Source organism: Citrobacter telavivensis (assembly GCF_041807075.1).
Classification (GTDB): domain Bacteria; phylum Pseudomonadota; class Gammaproteobacteria; order Enterobacterales; family Enterobacteriaceae; genus Citrobacter_A; species Citrobacter_A telavivensis.
In genome coordinates this window covers 961565-979463 of the sequence record NZ_JBGUBF010000001.1, presented here as the reverse complement: position 1 = coordinate 979463, position 17899 = coordinate 961565, and the positions used below count along the sequence as shown (strand labels likewise).

The window sequence follows — 17899 nt, the reverse complement described above, 5'->3', positions numbered from 1 at the left end:
CTTCATTTATGAAGCCCTTACTCGAATTATAGAGTCTGGTATATAAGGCCCGGCCACCCGCAACGACATGCAGCTCGCTCGAATCGTAAAGTTCAGAGTTGACTGCAGTCCCTGCCACGTATTGATAACCTTTGCCCTTAACAACCGTGCTTTCAGCAACTCCACCTCTTTTTACATTCTGTATGCCGTCCGCAATTTCCGTCAGGATTGCACGGCCTTCGACATTTTGTGTACCGCCATTGTTTATATGAGTATTATGCGCCAGTCCAGAGAATCTAACTTCCTGAGTCCCGCCGTCAATATTCACGCCCTCTGTTTCGGCGAAAACATCTTGTGTTCCACGAACTGTCGTTTCTGTTGCTAAACCATATTCGACATATTGAGAGCCGCCAGCCTCGATAGTACTGGAATAGTCCTTGCCACCCATGAGAAGGAAGAGCCCGCCAGATTCGACCGTAATATTCTCGCTCGTAGCACCGTCTTCAAGATAGAGTCTTTCGGGGCCTATAATAGTCGTATTTTCAATAGATTCTCCTTTACCCACCACGGTTATTTCTTTGATTTCATATCCTTTTGTGGTAGCAGCTAATGCAACAGGTATATAACACGCAATCGCAGAAAGAAATGTCAATGACTTTATTTTCATCAAAACTATCTCTTCACATATCCTTAAACATAAAGTCCCATCTTAAATAACAATTTTTACTATCTCCGCGTGATTTATAGCTGAAATACGCGAAAATCATAATACTGGTGGAATCTGTTTTTTCAACCTAAAAACATTCTTTATTATTTTTTAATAAGATCGGAATTTCCGAAGAATAAGTGAAGTATAGAAAAGAGTGAATGACAATTAGCTTGCAAATTAATATTACCCATCGAAATTAGTAAAGGTGAAATATAAATTACACTTCGGCTTAAATATTTATCTTTTCATTCTAGGGTATTATTAAAAAACACAGTGTTCGTTCTTTGCGTAACAATAAAAACAAAGCCCGGTCTCCCGGGCTCTGCACGCAAAGGATGCTCGCTTAGCTGTACGCATTCAGCGTTCGTTGGCAGAGCGCCGAGCGAACGCAATCATCTTTGCTGAAGCGGACAATCCCTATCATCTCATCTTCTTTAAAGCGGCCCAGCGCGTCACTGAGTCCTGACTGAACGTGAGAGGGTAAATCGCACTGGGTAATATCCCCATTTACGATAACCGTCACATTCTCCCCGAGGCGCGTTAAGAACATCTTCATTTGCGCAGCAGTGACGTTCTGAGCCTCGTCGAGAATGACCACTGCATTTTCAAATGTACGTCCGCGCATATAGGCGAACGGCGCGATTTCCACCTTACCGATTTCAGGTCGCAGGCAATATTGCATAAAAGATGCCCCCAGTCGTTTTACCAGCACGTCGTAAACCGGCCGGAAATACGGGGCAAACTTCTCCGATACATCTCCAGGTAAGAAGCCGAGATCTTCATCAGCCTGCAGAACTGGACGGGTGACAATGATCCTGTCTACATCTTTATGTATCAGGGCCTCTGCTGCTTTTGCCGCACTGATCCAGGTTTTGCCACACCCGGCTTCGCCCGTAGCGAAAATCAGTTGTTTACTCTCGATAGCATTCAGGTAGTGCGATTGAGCCTCATTGCGCGCCATGACAGGCGTGGTGTCGCGACTGTCGCGCGCCATGCCTATCGCTTCTACGCCACTCATCTGCACAAGCGAGGTGACCGATTCTTCTTCACGCTGTTTATGACTACGTGAGTCCCGTCTCAGCACACGTTTTGCTTCACGACGAGCTTTGATCACTGCTTTTTGTCTTCCCATGGATAGCACCTTGAGTTGTTGGTATTCATCACACGCGCCGCTGGCAGCGCGATTATGCGCACGAACATCTGAGGGTTGGCTTCCTTGTAAGCCATAGCTTGCCTTTGGAAAAGACACCACACACGGCTACGCGCACCGAATATGGCGTCAGTAACACGAGTAAGAGAGGAAAGTGAATGAAATTTAGCGGTGACGAGGTTGCTACCGGAGGAGAGACTTCCGCGTAAGGGACGGCAATAACTGTCAGAAACGTGTCCACGAGAGGACTTTACCATTCGCGATCTCCATAGTGAATAAGCATCACAGCCGGGAACTACCGCTATTACGTATAATTACATCAGAACTTAGCAAAAACGCAACAATAATTTTACCTGACGTTAACTAAGTTCTCATTTTATGCTGGCAACAGTCTCTTACGGGGATATTACAAAATTATTTCAAAAAACGGATCATATAAAAAAAGAATATTTTCATCAGTGTGAGACGCAGCATACCCCGCCCGCAGGCGGGGTATCACTGTCAGGCTTCAAGCAAAGACTGGCCCAGGTAGCGATCGGCCTGCTTAACACCCGGTAGTGCGAAGAAATAACCTCCGCCAATCGGCTTAACGTACTCTTCCAGCGCTTCACCATTCAACCGCTTCTGCACGGTCAGAAACCCTTTTTCCAGATCATGTTGATAGCAGACAAACAACAATCCCATATCAAGCTGTCCGGAGGGCGTCACGCCAAGGGAATAGCTGTAGCCGCGGCGCATCATCAGGCTCGACTGCGTCTGCGCCGTCCGTGGGTTCGCCAGACGAATGTGGCTGTCCAGCGCAATGACGTTACCCTCCGGATCGCTGGCGTAATCCGGCACGTCATGTTCGTGCTGCATCCCCAGCGGCGCACCGGAGTGCTTATCGCGACCAAAAATGGTTTGCTGCTCTTTGAGCGGCGTGCGGTCCCAGAATTCGACGCGAAACTGAATCAGACGTACAGCCTGATAAGACCCGCCAGTGGCCCACGCCGGTTCCCCCTGATCCGCCGTCACCCATACCACGTCCTGCATCAGCTTCGCATCGCTACTGTCCGGATTCGCCGTGCCGTCTTTAAAGCCCAGCAAATTGACCGGCGTCTCTTTGCCCTTACTGCGCGCCGCATGGTCGGATATAAACCCTTCCCGCTTCCAGCGAACGCTCAGCAAATCCGGCGTATGCTTGATGATGTCGCGCAGGGCGTGGATCACCGTGTCCTGAGTGTTGGCGCAAATCTGCAACAGCACATCCCCATGACAAAGCGCCGCATCCAGCGAGTCATTCGGGAAGCGGGTCATTTTTTGCAACGTCTTTGGCATCTGTGCCTGCAGCCCAAAGCGGTCATCAAACAGCGAGTGTCCCACCGACAGCGTCATGGTCAGGTTGTCCGGCGCGATGAAGGCACCGAGGATCCCGGAGTCCATCGGCGGCAAACGCGGATTCGCCGTTTCCGGCGCCGGTCCGCCGGTGGTCAGGAAGGCGATGCGTTTCGTCAGCAGGCGAAACAGTCGTTCAAGATCACCTTTGTCGGTCGCCAGTACGTCAAACGCTACCAGCATCATTGAGGCCTGTTGCGGCGTCAAAATACCCGCCTGATGGGGACCATAAAAAGGCTGTGTTTCGCTACGAGCATCCGGTGACAAGGTACCCGGCGCGCTTTGCGGTTTTTGCGCGTGCGCAACCGGGCAACCACCGGCTAATGCCAGCGCGCCACCAAGCGCGCCCATTCCTTTCAACAAACGTCGGCGTGACGGTTCGCTCACGCCGTTTTTATCATCATGCTGCATGGTGCTTAATCCAGACCCAGTACACCGCGTAATTGCGCGAGATCTTCCGCCAGCGTCGTAATCGGGCCTTTCAGCGCGTTACGGTCCGCATCGGTCAGTTTATCGTAAGTCTCAAAACCGTCTTTAGTGCGATATTTGGCAAGGATGGTGTCCACTTTTTTGAAGTTCGCATCCACTTTCGCCAGCAACTCCGCGTTGGATTTCTGCAGTTGCGGACGCAGCAGGTTTACTATCTTCTGCGCACCGTCAACGTTAGCCTGAAAATCCCACAGGTCAGTGTGGCTGTAACGATCTTCTTCGCCGCTGATTTTACTGGCCGCGACTTCTTCAATCAGTCCTGCCGCGCCGCCAACCACTTTGGACGGCGGGAAGGCCAGTTCACTGATGCGTTTTTGCAGTTCCAGCACATCGGTATTCAACCGATCGGCGTATTTCTCCATCCCTTTGGTCGAGTTATCACCAAACAGCGCTTTTTCCAGACGGTGGAAGCCGGTAAATTTCGGATCGGCGGCTTTTTGTTCGTAGTCGTCTTCACGGGCATCGATACTGCTGTCGAGATCGGAGAACAGCTCAGCAATTGGCTCAATACGCTCGTAGTGCTGACGGGTTGGTGCATACAGCGACTTCGCTTTCTCCAGATCGCCCGCTTTAATGGCATCAGTGAAGGCTTTGGTTCCCGCAACCAGCTGCGCGGTCTCTTCGGTCACATAGGCTTTATAGTCGGTGATGGCCCCGCCCAGACTCAGCAACGCATCACTCTGTGCGGCATCTGCCGTCGCGCTGCCTTTGACAATCAGCTTCCCTTTCGGATTGGTCAGCAGGCCGCAGGTCATGTCATATTCGCCCGGTTGCAGGTTGGCCGTCATCTTCTGGCTGAATCCCGGTGCAATGTTTTCGCGCTCTTCAACCACCATCACGCCCTTCAGGATCTCCCATTCCAGCGCTTTCTGACTGTGGTTTCGAATGATGAACTGTGTTTTGCCAGCATTAACCGTAATGCTCATCGGCTCACATTGTTTATCGGTTACCGTAACGTTAACCTGCGGAATATCCGCAGCATGGGCAGTAAAAGCAGAAGCAAACAGCGCAGCCATGCCAAGCTGCAGCGCACTACGGCGAAAGTGATTCGTCATGACCATCCCTTTAAATAAGTATGTTGTAACTAAGTAAGTGTCTGCGTCGCAAAGCGTCAAGGTGCTGTGCGGGACGCGGTTGTGCCTGTGCGCGGCGGCAATGCAAATACCACCAGCGCCGGTATCAAGTAGATAAACCAGACCGCGACCTCACTGACGCTCGGGGCTTCCTGGTAGCCAAAAATGCCTTCCATCAGGGTGCCAAACAGAGAATGCGTCGAAAGGATGGCGCTCATATCAAAAGCCACGTCCTGGAAGTGGTTCCACAATCCGGCCTCATGGAAGGCGCGAATCGCGCCCGCAGCAAGACCTGCTGCCACCAACAAAATGAACAGGCTGGTCCACTTGAAGAAGGCGCCCAGATTCAGGCGAATACCGCCCCAGTAGAGTAAGAAACCGAGAACAACAGCGGTCGCCAGTCCCAGCATTGCGCCAACCGGCGGCCAGATCCCGACGTCCTGTTGGAAGGCGGCCAGCAGGAAAAAAACTGATTCCAGCCCTTCGCGCGCCACGGCGAAAAAGACCATCATGATCAGCGCCCAACCGTGATGGTTGCCGCGCTGTAAGGCGCTGTCGACCGCCTGTTCCAGTTGAACTTTGACGTTGCGCGAAACCTTACGCATCCAGAACACCATCCAGGTGAGGATCACCACGGCAACCACTGCAACGAGACCTTCAAACAGTTCCTGCTCCTTCTGCGGAAACTCACCGGTGGTCTCGTTGATAAAGATCCCTAACCCGAGGCAAAGCGCCGCCGCCAGAAATACGCCAATCCACATCACGCCAATCCAACGACCCCGTTGGGTGCGCTTCAGATAACTGGCAATCAGGCTGACAATCAGCGCGGCTTCCAGCCCTTCACGCAACATAATTAGAAACGGAACAAACATGCCTGACACCCTTAAACGTTATTCTTAGTCAACTGATGCAAAGAAAGGTAAATTACAGTGATAGTGATTATCATTACGGAAGAAGAAAACTCAAGCGGAATGTAATGATAATGATGTCAGAATGTAAATGCTTAGCGGAATAATGGTTATCGCAGGAAGTCATCGCTGACAGCGACAAAAAAGCCCGCACGAAGCGGGCCTGATATTCAGTGGACTGAAGCGTTAGCTTTCCTGCAAACGCGACGGCGGTGCGGAGTGGTAGTGCGCATCTGCCTCAGCAAAGCGTTTGAGCATCGCCGGGGATGGCGCTTTACCCAACAGACTGAAGACGACGATACCGAGGCTACCGAAGATAAAGCCCGGAATGATTTCGTACAGATCCAGCCAGCCAAAATGTTTCCAGACGATCACCGTCAGTGCGCCGATAATCATCCCGGCCAGCGCACCGTTACGGGTCATGCGCGGCCACATCACGGAGAACAGCACCACCGGACCAAACGCGGCGCCAAAACCGGCCCAGGCGTAGCTCACCAGACCCAGTACCCGGTTCTCCGGGTTCGCCGCCAGAGCGATGGCCACCAGCGCGACCACCAGCACCATAATGCGACCTACCCAGACCAGTTCCTGCTGGCTGGCATTTTTACGCAGGAACGCTTTGTACAGATCCTCAGTGATGGCGCTGGAGCACACCAGCAGCTGACAGCTCAGCGTTGACATCACCGCCGCAAGAATTGCAGACAGCAGGATACCGGCAATCCATGGGTTAAACAGGATTTGCGCCAGTTCAATGAACACGCGCTCCGCGTTCTGATTCACGGAACCTGCCAGCGCCGGGTTATTATTGAAATATGCAATACCGAAGAAACCGACCGCAACCGCGCCCGCAAGACAGAGGATCATCCAGGTCATGCTGATACGGCGCGCATGCACGATGCTGTGGTGGGAATCCGCCGCCATAAAACGCGCCAGAATGTGCGGCTGACCAAAGTAGCCAAGACCCCAGCCCATCAGGGAGATGATGGCGACAAAGTTCAGCCCCTTGAGCATATCGACGTTTTCAATACTCTTTTGCTTGATGACTTCCAGCGAATCGCCAAAGCCCCCAACGCTAATGATGACGATCACCGGCGTCAGGATCAGCGCAAAAATCATCAGGCTGGCCTGCACGGTATCCGTCCAGCTTACCGCGAGGAATCCGCCAATAAAGGTATAGATGATGGTGGCTGCCGCGCCCGCCCACAGTGCGGTTTCATAGCTCATGCCAAAGGTGCTTTCAAACAGACGCGCCCCAGCCACAATGCCGGACGCACAGTAAATAGTGAAGAACAGCAAAATCACCAGCGCGGAGATAATGCGCAGAACCCGGCTCTTATCCTCAAAGCGCCCGGTGAAATAATCCGGCAACGTCAGGGCGTTATTATTATATTCGGTATGCACGCGAAGACGTCCGGCCACCAACTTCCAGTTGATCCACGCCCCTAGAGTCAGGCCGATGGCAATCCAGCTTTCTGAAATCCCCGAAATGAAAATCGCGCCCGGTAAGCCCATCAACAGCCAGCCGCTCATATCCGATGCGCCTGCGGATAACGCCGTCACGAAAGGCCCAAGGCTGCGGCCTCCCAGAATATAATCATCAAAGTTCTTGGTTGAACGCCAGGCGATAAAACCAATCAATATCATGCCAAAAATGTAGACACAGAACGTCACCAGCATCGGTGTACTAATTGCCATAAACTCTCCAGACTCTTCTGTTTTATTGCCCTGCCAGAACGTGGCAAAGCATGTTGTATTTCCCAGGCGACCGTATCCTGCCGGAAGCGTGAGTTATTCACAATCGATTTAACACATCATTTACATCAAATTTTGCTGCCAATGAACTCTAATTTTCGCCAGGTTGCACTCTCTCACACTTTTTCCGGTTGCACCTTTTAAAAGTGTTAAGTGTCGCAGAGAAAAAGATAGCGTTATTACTTTTCCCAACGTCATACATCTTTCTTTTATTAACATTTCATTCATTTTTAAGCTTGTCGTACAGGTCACATTTAACGTGGTTGCACAAAGTTGCAACATGGTGGATATTTCTCGATAACTATAAGCAGTGCATTATCGAACAACAGGAGCAGATGGCATGGGAACCACCACGATGGGGGTTAAACTGGATGACGCAACGCGCGAGCGTATTAAGTCAGCGGCAACGCGAATTGATCGCACCCCGCACTGGTTGATTAAGCAGGCAATCTTTAATTACCTGGAAAAACTGGAAAACGATGACACGCTACCAGAACTTCCTGCGCTGTTAGCCGGAGCCGCCAACGAAGGCGATGAGTCGACGGCACCGCAGGAAGAGATCCATCAGCCTTTCCTGGAATTTGCCGAACAGATCCTCCCTCAGTCGGTCTCTCGTTCCGCCATCACCGCCGCGTACCGCCGCTCTGAAACTGACGCCGTTTCGATGCTGATGGAGCAGGCGCGTCTGCCGCAGCCGGTGGCCGAACAGGCCCACAAACTGGCTTACCAACTGGCGGATAAACTGCGTAATCAGAAATCGGCCAGTGGTCGTGCCGGTATGGTGCAGGGGCTGTTGCAGGAGTTCTCCCTCTCCTCGCAGGAAGGGGTGGCGCTGATGTGCCTGGCGGAAGCGCTGCTGCGTATTCCGGATAAAGCCACGCGCGACGCCTTAATCCGCGACAAAATTAGCAACGGCAACTGGCAGTCACACATTGGTCGCAGCCCGTCGCTGTTCGTCAACGCGGCCACCTGGGGTCTGCTGTTTACCGGTCGTCTGGTTTCCACCCATAACGAAGCCAGCCTTTCGCGCTCCCTGAACCGCATTATTGGTAAAAGCGGTGAACCGCTGATCCGCAAAGGCGTCGATATGGCGATGCGCCTGATGGGGGAACAATTCGTCACCGGGGAAACCATTGCTGAGGCGCTGGCAAATGCCCGCAAGCTGGAAGAAAAAGGTTTCCGTTACTCCTACGATATGCTGGGTGAAGCCGCGCTGACCGCTGCCGACGCACAGGCCTATATGGTCTCCTATCAACAGGCGATTCATGCAATTGGTAAAGCGTCGAACGGGCGCGGGATCTATGAGGGTCCCGGGATCTCTATCAAGCTCTCTGCCCTGCACCCGCGTTACAGCCGCGCCCAGTACGATCGGGTGATGGAAGAGTTATATCCACGCCTGAAGTCGCTAACGCTGCTGGCGCGCCAGTATGATATTGGCATCAATATTGATGCCGAAGAGGCCGACCGTCTGGAGATCTCCCTCGATCTGCTGGAAAAACTGTGCTTCGAACCTGAACTGGCCGGCTGGAACGGTATTGGCTTCGTGATTCAGGCCTACCAGAAACGCTGCCCGTTCGTCATCGATTACCTGACAGACCTGGCAACCCGTAGCCGTCGTCGCCTGATGATTCGTCTGGTCAAAGGCGCCTACTGGGATAGCGAGATCAAACGCGCCCAGATGGACGGTCTGGAAGGCTATCCGGTTTACACGCGCAAGGTCTACACCGACGTCTCCTATCTTGCCTGCGCGAAGAAACTGCTCGCCGTGCCGAATCTTATCTACCCGCAATTTGCGACCCATAACGCCCATACGCTGGCCGCCATTTATCAACTGGCCGGACAGAACTACTATCCGGGCCAGTATGAGTTCCAGTGTCTGCACGGGATGGGTGAGCCGCTGTACGAACAGGTCACCGGTAAAGTCGCGGATGGCAAACTGAACCGTCCGTGCCGTATTTATGCGCCGGTTGGCACCCATGAAACGCTGCTGGCGTACCTGGTGCGCCGTCTGCTGGAAAACGGCGCCAATACCTCCTTTGTTAACCGCATTGCGGATACCACGCTGCCGCTGGACGAACTGGTGGCCGATCCGGTCGACGCCGTCGAGAAGCTGGCGCAACAGGAAGGTCAAACTGGTCTGCCGCATCCGAAAATCCCCCTGCCACGCGATTTGTACGGCAAAGGTCGCGATAACTCGGCCGGTCTGGATCTTTCCAACGAACATCGTCTGGCCTCGCTCTCCTCTGCCCTGCTCAACAGCGCGCTGCAAAAATGGCGGGCGCTACCGATGCTCGACACACCGGTTGCCGAGGGGGAAATGAGTCCGGTGGTCAACCCGGCAGAGCCGAAAGATATCGTTGGCTATGTGCGTGAAGCCAGTGAAGAGGAAGTGGAACAGGCGTTGCAAAGTGCGGTGAACAACGCGCCCATCTGGTTTGCGACACCGCCACAAGAACGTGCCGCCATCCTCCATCGCGCAGCCGTGTTAATGGAAGGCCAGATGCAACAGCTGATCGGCATTCTGGTACGCGAAGCCGGTAAAAGCTTCGCCAACGCCATTGCCGAAGTGCGAGAAGCGGTAGATTTCCTGCACTATTACGCCGGCCAGGTCCGTGACGATTTTGACAATGAAACTCACCGCCCGCTCGGTCCGGTTGTCTGTATCAGCCCGTGGAACTTCCCGCTGGCTATCTTCTGCGGACAGATTGCTGCGGCGCTTGCCGCAGGCAACAGCGTCCTGGCAAAACCGGCAGAACAGACGCCGCTCATCGCGGCCCAAGGGATTGCCATCTTGCTGGAAGCTGGCGTACCGCCGGGCGTGATACAACTGTTGCCTGGACGGGGTGAAACGGTAGGCGCGAAGCTGACTTCCGACAGTCGTGTGCGCGGCGTGATGTTTACGGGTTCGACCGAGGTGGCGACGCTGCTGCAACGTAACATCGCAACGCGTCTGGATGCTCAGGGTCGTCCGATTCCGCTGATCGCCGAAACGGGCGGCATGAACGCGATGATCGTTGACTCGTCCGCCCTCACCGAACAGGTCGTGATCGACGTACTGTCCTCAGCGTTTGATAGCGCCGGGCAGCGTTGTTCCGCACTGCGCGTGCTCTGTTTGCAGGATGATATCGCCGACCACACGCTGAAAATGCTGCGTGGCGCGATGGCCGAATGTCGGATGGGCAACCCAGGGCGTCTGACGACCGATATCGGTCCGGTTATCGACAGTGAAGCCAAATCCAACATTGAACATCACATTCAGGCTATGCGGGCGAAAGGTCGTCCCGTGTTCCAGGCCGCACGTGAAAACAGCGAAGATATCCGTGAGTGGCAGAGTGGTACATTCGTTGCGCCAACCCTGATTGAGCTGGAAAGCGTTGACGAGTTGCAAAAAGAGGTCTTTGGTCCGGTTCTGCACGTCGTGCGTTATAACCGCAACAACCTGGACGCGCTGATTGCGCAGATCAACGCCTCTGGCTACGGCCTGACGCTGGGCGTTCACACCCGTATTGATGAAACCATCGCCCAGGTCACCGGCTCGGCGCACGTGGGTAACCTGTACGTCAACCGTAATATGGTGGGGGCGGTCGTCGGCGTACAACCGTTCGGCGGCGAAGGGCTGTCGGGTACCGGTCCGAAAGCCGGTGGGCCGCTCTATCTCTACCGTCTGCTGGCAAACCGTCCGGAGAATGCGCTGTCTATAACCCTGGCGCGTCAGGATGCGGACTACCCGGTGGACGCCCAACTCAAAGCTGTGCTGACCCAGCCGCTGGAAGCGCTCAGCGAGTGGGCAGCCGATCGCCCTGCGTTGCGCCAACGCTGTCAGCAGTTTGGCGAACTGGCGCAGGCAGGTACGCAGCGTCTGCTACCGGGTCCCACCGGTGAGCGTAACACCTGGACACTGTTACCGCGTGAGCGCGTGTTGTGTATCGCGGATGATGAACAGGATGCGCTGGTACAACTTGCCGCCGTCACCTCGGTCGGTAGTCTGATTTTGTGGCCTGACGATGCCTTCCACCGTGACCTGGCGAAACGTCTGCCGGCAGCGGTTTCCGCCCGTGTTGAGTTTGCGAAAACCGACAGCCTGACGACGCAGGCGTTCGATGCGGTGATCTTCCACGGTGATTCCGATCAGCTTCGCGCCCTGTGTGAAGCGGTTGCAGCCCGTGAAGGCGCGATTGTCTCGGTGCAAGGTTTCGCCCGTGGCGAAAGCAATATTCTGCTGGAGCGACTGTACGTCGAACGCTCGTTGAGCGTGAACACGGCCGCCGCCGGGGGGAACGCAAGCCTGATGACAATTGGCTAAGGCTGTGGTTAATTAAGGCTCCGGAAACGGGGCCTTTTTTTATGGATCCAGAGGGAATGATGAAACGAATACTACTCACCTGCGCTGCGCTGCTGCTCAGCGGTCAGGTGCTGGCCGATGATTGCGCAAATGCCAGCACGCAAGCGGAAATGAATGCCTGTGCCGTTACCCAGTACCAGACGGCAGACAAAGAATTGAATGAAACGTATCAGAATGCGCTGAAACGCGCGGCCCCGCCCCAGCAGGCGCTGCTGAAAAAGGCGCAGACCGCGTGGATAGCCATGCGCGATGCCGACTGCGCGCTCATCAGCTCCGGCACCGAGGGCGGTAGCGCTCAGGCGATGATCGCCAATCAGTGTCTGGCGGATAAGACCGCCGAACGGGAAGCGTTTCTCGCCTCACTGCTACAGTGCGAAGAAGGCGATATGAGCTGTCCGCTGCCGCCAGCCAATTAACGGACGCGAATTCCCTCAATAATCATGCGCTGAACGTTCTCAACCGTCTGATTAAAAAAGGTTTCGTCACGCAGCGTTGCGCCCGTCACCGCCTCCACCTGAGGTGCGAAATCGGCGTAATGCTGTGTTGAGGCCCAAATCATGAAGATCAGATGCTGCGGGTCGATCGGCGCCAGTTTGCCACTCTTCACCCACCCCGCAATCAGCGCGGACTTCTCATCAATCAGCGTTTTCAGATCGCCGGTCAATTCATTCATCAACAGCGGTGCACCGGCCAGCATCTCCATGCAGAAAAGGCGTGAGGCCTGCGGGTAGTCGCGAGACACTTCCAGCTTCAGCCGGATGTACTCTTCAATGGCGGCCAGCGGCGCAAAATCTTCACGAAAGGCCTTTAAGGGTGCCAGCCAGATATCCAGAATCTGTCGCAGCACTGCCACATACAACGCCTCTTTTGACGGGTAGTAATAAAGGAGATTGGTTTTGGAGACGCCGGCCTGTTCGGCAATTTGCTCAATGCGTGTGCCGTGAAAACCATATTGTGAGAACGCATTTAATGCGGCCGTCAGAATCGCCTCGCGTTTCGCGCTGACCGCCTGCGAGCGCTTACCTGTTTTTTTCCCCGCATGTTGAACCATGCCCCTCTCCTTGTTCCGTAAATCTGGCAGTGGCGCATAGTCTGCGGGGCGTTTCATTTCAGTTCAACCTGACAGGCAAAAAAAACCGCCGGAGGATCCGGCGGCGGTGGCATCATCACGCAGAGATAGCACGCTTTCGTGATGATTTTCCGGGGTAGCAGGCCAGGCCTTTACGAATTACGGTTGCCGTGGCTACTTTTGCCCCCTTTCTTACCGGCTTCTGATGCACGCTGCGGGTCATTCTTGAAATTCCCCCCACTGTGCTGACCACCTTTACGACCTGCTTCTGATGCTCTTTCACGGTCTTCGGCAAAATTGCCGGAGCCGCCGCGATGGTTTGCCATTTCTGACCTCCGTCATTGATTAGACATCGTCGTGCCCAGGTGTCGGGGAGTTTCCCCTCGCGGCGTATGACTGACGCCATAACGTTCGCCGCGTGGAACTAAGCATAGTGAACACCGGTCGTTCAGGAGGAGATTTGTAATATTCTGTAATATCTTTGCCCGCGTATGGCTTTATTGCGGCAAACAAACCGCATAATTGTTTCTTATGGCAAAAGAAAGCCCGCGCGGAAAAAATGTATCATGATAATTCATGAACGCTCCGTCTGCATGAGGCCGCTAAATATCATGATTAAATTTATTATAAATCAAAGAAATGTTTCTAAGGCTTGCACTCTCGTCGACACGACTTATCTTTAAATAAGTGCAGCAATGAGCTGCTTTCGATAAACCGAGGAGTAGTGCAAATGGCAAAAGTTCTGGTGCTTTATTATTCCATGTACGGACACATCGAAACGATGGCACATGCGGTGGCAGAAGGAGCAAGCAAAGTCAATGGCGCGGAGGTCACCATCAAACGCGTACCAGAAACGATGCAGGCGGAAATCTTCGCTAAAGCAGGCGGTAAAACACAAAATGCCCCCGTCGCAACCCCGCAGGAACTGGCTGATTATGACGCCATTATTTTTGGTACGCCGACACGCTTTGGCAATATGTCAGGTCAGATGCGTACCTTCCTGGATCAGACAGGTGGACTGTGGGCGTCTGGCGCGCTGTATGGCAAACTCGCCAGCGTTTTCAGTTCTACCGGGACAGGCGGCGGCCAGGAACAAACTATTACGTCCACATGGACTACACTTGCCCATCATGGGATGGTGATTGTCCCTATCGGCTACGCCGCACAAGAACTGTTTGATGTTTCGCAGGTTCGCGGTGGTACGCCTTATGGCGCAACGACCATTGCCGGTGGTGACGGTTCACGCCAGCCAAGTCAGGAAGAACTCTCTATTGCGCGTTATCAGGGCGAATACGTTGCCGGTCTGGCAGTGAAGCTCAACGGCTAATCTTCAACGGGAGGATAAGAATGCCAACTCAAGAAGCGAAAGCTCATCACGTCGGTGAGTGGGCAAGTCTGCGCAATACATCGCCAGAAATAGCCGAAGCCATATTTGAAGTTGCCGGATATGACGAGAAGCTGGCAGAAAAAATTTGGGAAGAAGGCAGTGATGAAGTACTCATTAAAGCCTTTGATAAGACAGATAAAGACGCGCTCTTCTGGGGCGAACAAACCATCGAACGCAAAAACGTTTAATCCGTCAATTCCCCCGCTCGCGCGGGGGAATCTCACTTACTTCGCGGCCTCATTCAGCAGCGCGTCAAACTTGTCGATGGGACAGAAACCATTCGCATCAATCGGACATCCTTTCAGCTCCAGCGTGACGCGTTGCGCCGGTGCTTTCAGCGTCAGCACATCCGCATTACGCAACTGATCTGAACTCTGATACACATACTCGATTTTCATCAGATCGCGGTTGGCTTTCGTGTCATGCCAGCGCTGGAACACAATCTTACCACCGATCGGCGTACGTTCGTTCTGATCGTGTAGCTGATAGGGTTTGAACTCCAGTGCGGAGAGCAGCGAGGCGATGTTTGAATCATGCCCCACCAGCACGGTGATTTTCGGCGCTTTCGCCTGTTCGGTTACCAGCGTTTTGTCGATGTATTTCACCAGCGGTTTCGCGACATTGCGCGCGACTTCCGCAGAGGTAAACAGGCTGTCCTGGTAGCCGTTTTTCAGTTTCGACAACACCTTCCACTGCTGATCGGATTTAATTTCACCCCAGGCCACCTGATCCATCGGGAATCCTTCGTAGTATTGCAGCGTGAAGGCGTCCACCAGCGAATTCCCCACTTTCAGCGGTCCGGAGACCCCCGGTTCCTGCTCATCGTTCGCGCTGAAGGTGTCTTTGGCCTCAGTCAGAGAACACTGCTGTTTCTCCTTGCACGAAGGTGAATCTTTGTAGTTGATCATCTGCTCCAGCAACTTGTAGCTGTCATCAAGTTGCATCTGGCTACGTTCTTTTTCCATCGCCTGCACGGCTTTCTCACGGAAAGCCACCGAGTCATCGGTGATCACCGGGTTGAAGGTTGGGTCCATGGTGCCCATTTTTTCCTGGTGATGTACCGGAACATCACAACCGGGGAACGCGCCGGTGATAAAGAACTGGGCGGTCGCAACCGTACGTTGCAGACTGTTAGCATAGGTATAGACCGTCTCCGGTGCCGGGCACTCGCCGGATTTCACCATCCCCTGCTCTGCCAGCCATTCACGCATGTAATGACCCATATACACTTCCAGCACGCCACCTTTGGTGGTGAGCTGTCCGCCCGGCACATCCCATTCAGGCCACTTATTCGGTGTGGACTGCTCCAGCACGCTGCCATTATTCGCCAGCGGTGCGCGTAAGTTGTGTCGACTCATCATCAATACTTGCTGTAGCTGATAGCCTTCCGGCGCGGCTTGCGCCTGTGCTGCAGAAGACAACATCACAACCCCTGCCACAGCGGCGGCAATTAACGATTTGTTCATCCCTACGACCTCGCGTTGTTATTCGTCATCCATAATTGTGACAGATATATTACACTTTTCCGGGAACGAGACCGCAAAACCGGGATTCAGCGCATCATCTGGATGCCAAATATCATTTGCAGCTTGCGGGTCCCGGAAGACGTGAAGGTGACATGGCGGCTTCCCGGAGCCGTTTTGATCCACCGCTGCCCGGTAAGCCAGGTCAGCAGCGCCGCGCCGAGCACGCCGCCCAGATGATAACGTCGTTCACTCCAGTCCAGACAGCCGCAGCTGAATTTGCGTCGTGACGCACCGGTCTGTACCACAACGCCCAGTTCCGCCAGTTTTTCCTCACCCAGAGGCGTCAGCGTTTCGCCATCCGCCGTCAGCCACTGACGGGAAACCAGCGTATCAAACAGCATCACCGCCACTTCCCCCGCCAGATGGTCATAACAGGTCCGGGCCTGTCGTAAACCCGGCGGGGTGCTGATTTTTCGCGAAGCGGTTGATGCCCAGGCCACTCCCATCAGGCGCTCCAGCAGTTCAGCAATGTCAGCACTTGCCAGGCGAAAATAGCGATGCCGCCCCTGGGAGAGCGAAACCACAAACCGCTGCTCGCACAGACGGGCCAGATGCGCACTGGCGGTGGAGGCCGAAATATCCGCCACCGCACTCAGTTCCGTCGCCGTCCATGCCCGACCGTCCATCAGCGCACACAGCATTCGGGATCGCGATTTGTCCGCCATCACCGCCGCCGTCAGCGCCATTCGCGACTCCAGTTCGCCTTCTTCTTCATTCACGACTACTGACGTCATACAAACCTCTCTGCCTCGGGGATGATTTAACGATGGCACGAATTTGTTATTAAGTCACAGCGCGGATGATGATGCACGGAACATCATTTCCACGCTCAGTCCCATCAGACAGAACAAAAAGCAGCGTTTAAAGACAACGGGCGAGATCGCTCGTCGGATACGGGTGCCGGCCCACTGGCCGATCAGCGCCGGAACGATGGCGAATGCCGATAAGCTCATCGACTGCACGGGTAGCGCGCCGTGCCACCACAGTCCCAGCGCTAACGCCAGCGTGGAAAAGGTAAAAGAGATACCGAGCGCCTGGACCAGTTCATCCTTCCCGAAACCCAGCGACTGGATCCACGGCACCGCCGGCATCACAAAAACGCCCGTTCCGCCGGTCAACAACCCCGTGGCAAAGCCGACAATCAGCGAGACTGGCTTTTCACGCCGGGGTGAAACCGCGATCCGTTTTCCCGCCAGAGTCCAGAGCGCATACACCATCAGCGCCAACCCCAGTGCAAACTGAGTGCGGGAGGTCTCGCCGCCCGTGATCCAGACGCTGGCCAACAGCGTGGAAATCACTACCGTAAGCAGCATCGGCCATAACCGCTTCAGCAACGTTCGGGTATTCCCGCCACCGCCAAACTGAAACAGATTACTGACCAGTGAAGGCAACAGCAGCATGGCCGCCGCCGCAACCGGTGAGATCAGCGAACCGAGGATCCCCATCGCCACGGTGGGCAACCCCATGCCGGTGACGCCTTTCACCATCCCGGCAAGGACAAAGGTCAAGGCAATCATCACTATCTGCTCGGGGTCGAATGCAAAATGAAGGGTCATGCTTCATATTCCTGTCAGGAGAAGATGACCCATCCTGAATGTTCGCGATAGCGCTTGCTTCGGCAGCCAGCGAAATATGGCTTCAGGCTATTCAGAAATAATGACCTCATGGCGGATGTTACGCGCGCAGTAGGTCGTCCCGTCTTTGAGATACAATTCCTGAAAACGGGTCTTGTCCACCGACTGCTGCAGCAATGTGCGTTCGGTATCGACAAACTCTTTTTGCACGCGGTAATGCACCGCATCCTGCGTTTCAAACGCGATAAACTCGCGGGTGGCGTAGGGCTTATGTTTCAGTTTGACATAGACAATATACTGTACCGTGCTGAACGTAAGCCCTGTCTGCGCGGCAATCTCCTTCATGGTCAGCGGTTCGTCGGACTCATACAGCGCCTGTACCTGTTGAATTCTCTTCTGGTTATACGTTGATACACGCAGGCTGAGTTTCAGCCGGTAAGCCATATTGCGCACCACGGTCACATTGGTGCACAACATCTGCGCAATGTGTTGCGTCGAGAGGACGCCTGCGTTTTCACGCAGGAGCGTCAGGCTCTCGTCGTTCCAGATAAATGCCATCAGCGGTAT

General features: G+C 54.2%; 15 protein-coding genes and 1 pseudogene. 4 read left to right on the top strand and 12 right to left on the bottom strand.

Annotated elements, in window-relative coordinates; translation table 11 throughout:
- Positions 1-172: 172 nt before the first annotated feature.
- The 6 genes and pseudogenes from ACERJC_RS25490 to putP all read right to left on the bottom strand — a co-directional run.
- A pseudogene (locus tag ACERJC_RS25490) lies at positions 173-427 on the bottom strand (hypothetical protein); the annotation flags it as partial.
- 604 nt (positions 428-1031) lie between these two features.
- Entirely contained in the window at positions 1032-1820 is a 789-nt protein-coding gene (phoH, locus tag ACERJC_RS04625; protein ID WP_286632987.1) for a phosphate starvation-inducible protein PhoH, read from the bottom strand.
- Between the two features lie 519 nt (positions 1821-2339).
- A complete protein-coding gene (gene efeB, locus ACERJC_RS04620; protein WP_373671156.1) occupies positions 2340-3623 on the bottom strand; it encodes an iron uptake transporter deferrochelatase/peroxidase subunit in 1284 nt (427 codons plus the stop codon).
- Positions 3624-3628: 5 nt separating this feature from the next.
- Positions 3629-4756 carry an iron uptake system protein EfeO gene (efeO, locus tag ACERJC_RS04615; RefSeq protein ID WP_373671155.1) on the bottom strand — a complete coding sequence of 376 codons (1128 nt, stop codon included), beginning with the start codon at positions 4754-4756 and terminating at the stop codon, positions 3629-3631.
- A 56-nt stretch (positions 4757-4812) separates the two neighbouring features.
- Positions 4813-5646 carry an iron uptake transporter permease EfeU gene (gene efeU, locus ACERJC_RS04610; protein WP_373671154.1) on the bottom strand — a complete coding sequence of 278 codons (834 nt, stop codon included), beginning with the start codon at positions 5644-5646 and terminating at the stop codon, positions 4813-4815.
- A 222-nt stretch (positions 5647-5868) separates the two neighbouring features.
- Positions 5869-7377, bottom strand: coding sequence for a sodium/proline symporter PutP (putP, locus tag ACERJC_RS04605; protein WP_373671153.1), 1509 nt, complete (start codon positions 7375-7377; stop codon positions 5869-5871).
- Positions 7378-7774: 397 nt separating this feature from the next.
- On the opposite strand from putP, the gene putA reads away from it, so the two are divergent.
- Together putA and ACERJC_RS04595 are read left to right on the top strand one after the other, a co-directional pair.
- Entirely contained in the window at positions 7775-11737 is a 3963-nt protein-coding gene (gene putA / locus ACERJC_RS04600) for a trifunctional transcriptional regulator/proline dehydrogenase/L-glutamate gamma-semialdehyde dehydrogenase (RefSeq protein WP_373671152.1), read from the top strand.
- Between the two features lie 59 nt (positions 11738-11796).
- Positions 11797-12192: a lysozyme inhibitor LprI family protein gene (locus ACERJC_RS04595; protein WP_152406354.1), complete on the top strand. Its 396-nt coding sequence runs from the start codon at positions 11797-11799 to the stop codon at positions 12190-12192.
- Here ACERJC_RS04595 and rutR read toward each other — a convergent pair.
- Complete coding sequence (gene rutR, locus ACERJC_RS04590) at positions 12189-12827, bottom strand: HTH-type transcriptional regulator RutR (protein WP_152405125.1); 639 nt, start codon at positions 12825-12827, stop codon at positions 12189-12191. The two genes, ACERJC_RS04595 and rutR, sit on opposite strands and share 4 nt — an antisense overlap.
- 170 nt (positions 12828-12997) lie before the next feature.
- Positions 12998-13171 (bottom strand): con-10 family general stress protein, encoded by a 174-nt coding sequence (locus ACERJC_RS04585; RefSeq protein WP_012132907.1) that lies wholly within the window; start codon positions 13169-13171, stop codon positions 12998-13000.
- 404 nt (positions 13172-13575) lie between these two features.
- On the opposite strand from ACERJC_RS04585, the gene wrbA reads away from it, so the two are divergent.
- Positions 13576-14172, top strand: a complete 597-nt coding sequence (gene wrbA, locus ACERJC_RS04580) for an NAD(P)H:quinone oxidoreductase (protein ID WP_042319755.1) — start codon at positions 13576-13578, stop codon at positions 14170-14172.
- Positions 14173-14192: 20 nt separating this feature from the next.
- Complete coding sequence (locus tag ACERJC_RS04575; RefSeq protein ID WP_042319758.1) at positions 14193-14420, top strand: YccJ family protein; 228 nt, start codon at positions 14193-14195, stop codon at positions 14418-14420.
- 36 nt (positions 14421-14456) lie between these two features.
- On the opposite strand, the gene agp is transcribed toward ACERJC_RS04575, so the two are convergent.
- From agp to ACERJC_RS04555, 4 genes are all read right to left on the bottom strand, one after another.
- Positions 14457-15698: a bifunctional glucose-1-phosphatase/inositol phosphatase gene (gene agp / locus ACERJC_RS04570; RefSeq protein ID WP_373671151.1), complete on the bottom strand. Its 1242-nt coding sequence runs from the start codon at positions 15696-15698 to the stop codon at positions 14457-14459.
- A gap of 86 nt (positions 15699-15784) precedes the next feature.
- Positions 15785-16492 carry an ArsR/SmtB family transcription factor gene (locus ACERJC_RS04565; RefSeq protein WP_373671150.1) on the bottom strand — a complete coding sequence of 236 codons (708 nt, stop codon included), beginning with the start codon at positions 16490-16492 and terminating at the stop codon, positions 15785-15787.
- Positions 16493-16546: 54 nt separating this feature from the next.
- Positions 16547-17314 carry a sulfite exporter TauE/SafE family protein gene (locus ACERJC_RS04560; RefSeq protein WP_373671149.1) on the bottom strand — a complete coding sequence of 256 codons (768 nt, stop codon included), beginning with the start codon at positions 17312-17314 and terminating at the stop codon, positions 16547-16549.
- An 87-nt stretch (positions 17315-17401) separates the two neighbouring features.
- The gene (locus ACERJC_RS04555; protein ID WP_152405129.1) at positions 17402-17890 is read right to left on the bottom strand and encodes a hypothetical protein; all 489 of its coding nucleotides are present in this window, start codon (positions 17888-17890) and stop codon (positions 17402-17404) included.
- Positions 17891-17899 lie beyond the last annotated feature (9 nt).

Coding starts and splice junctions, on each gene's coding strand:
- putP (WP_373671153.1), bottom strand. CDS start 7,377: ATGGCAATTAGTACACCGATGCTGGTGACGTTCTGTGTCTACATTTTT.
- wrbA (WP_042319755.1), top strand. CDS start 13,576: ATGGCAAAAGTTCTGGTGCTTTATTATTCCATGTACGGACACATCGAA.
- ACERJC_RS04595 (WP_152406354.1), top strand. CDS start 11,797: ATGAAACGAATACTACTCACCTGCGCTGCGCTGCTGCTCAGCGGTCAG.
- phoH (WP_286632987.1), bottom strand. CDS start 1,820: ATGGGAAGACAAAAAGCAGTGATCAAAGCTCGTCGTGAAGCAAAACGT.
- efeO (WP_373671155.1), bottom strand. CDS start 4,756: ATGACGAATCACTTTCGCCGTAGTGCGCTGCAGCTTGGCATGGCTGCG.
- ACERJC_RS04575 (WP_042319758.1), top strand. CDS start 14,193: ATGCCAACTCAAGAAGCGAAAGCTCATCACGTCGGTGAGTGGGCAAGT.
- ACERJC_RS04560 (WP_373671149.1), bottom strand. CDS start 17,314: ATGACCCTTCATTTTGCATTCGACCCCGAGCAGATAGTGATGATTGCC.
- agp (WP_373671151.1), bottom strand. CDS start 15,698: ATGAACAAATCGTTAATTGCCGCCGCTGTGGCAGGGGTTGTGATGTTG.
- putA (WP_373671152.1), top strand. CDS start 7,775: ATGGGAACCACCACGATGGGGGTTAAACTGGATGACGCAACGCGCGAG.
- rutR (WP_152405125.1), bottom strand. CDS start 12,827: ATGGTTCAACATGCGGGGAAAAAAACAGGTAAGCGCTCGCAGGCGGTC.
- ACERJC_RS04565 (WP_373671150.1), bottom strand. CDS start 16,492: ATGACGTCAGTAGTCGTGAATGAAGAAGAAGGCGAACTGGAGTCGCGA.
- ACERJC_RS04585 (WP_012132907.1), bottom strand. CDS start 13,171: ATGGCAAACCATCGCGGCGGCTCCGGCAATTTTGCCGAAGACCGTGAA.
- efeU (WP_373671154.1), bottom strand. CDS start 5,646: ATGTTTGTTCCGTTTCTAATTATGTTGCGTGAAGGGCTGGAAGCCGCG.
- efeB (WP_373671156.1), bottom strand. CDS start 3,623: ATGCAGCATGATGATAAAAACGGCGTGAGCGAACCGTCACGCCGACGT.
- ACERJC_RS04555 (WP_152405129.1), bottom strand. CDS start 17,890: ATGGCATTTATCTGGAACGACGAGAGCCTGACGCTCCTGCGTGAAAAC.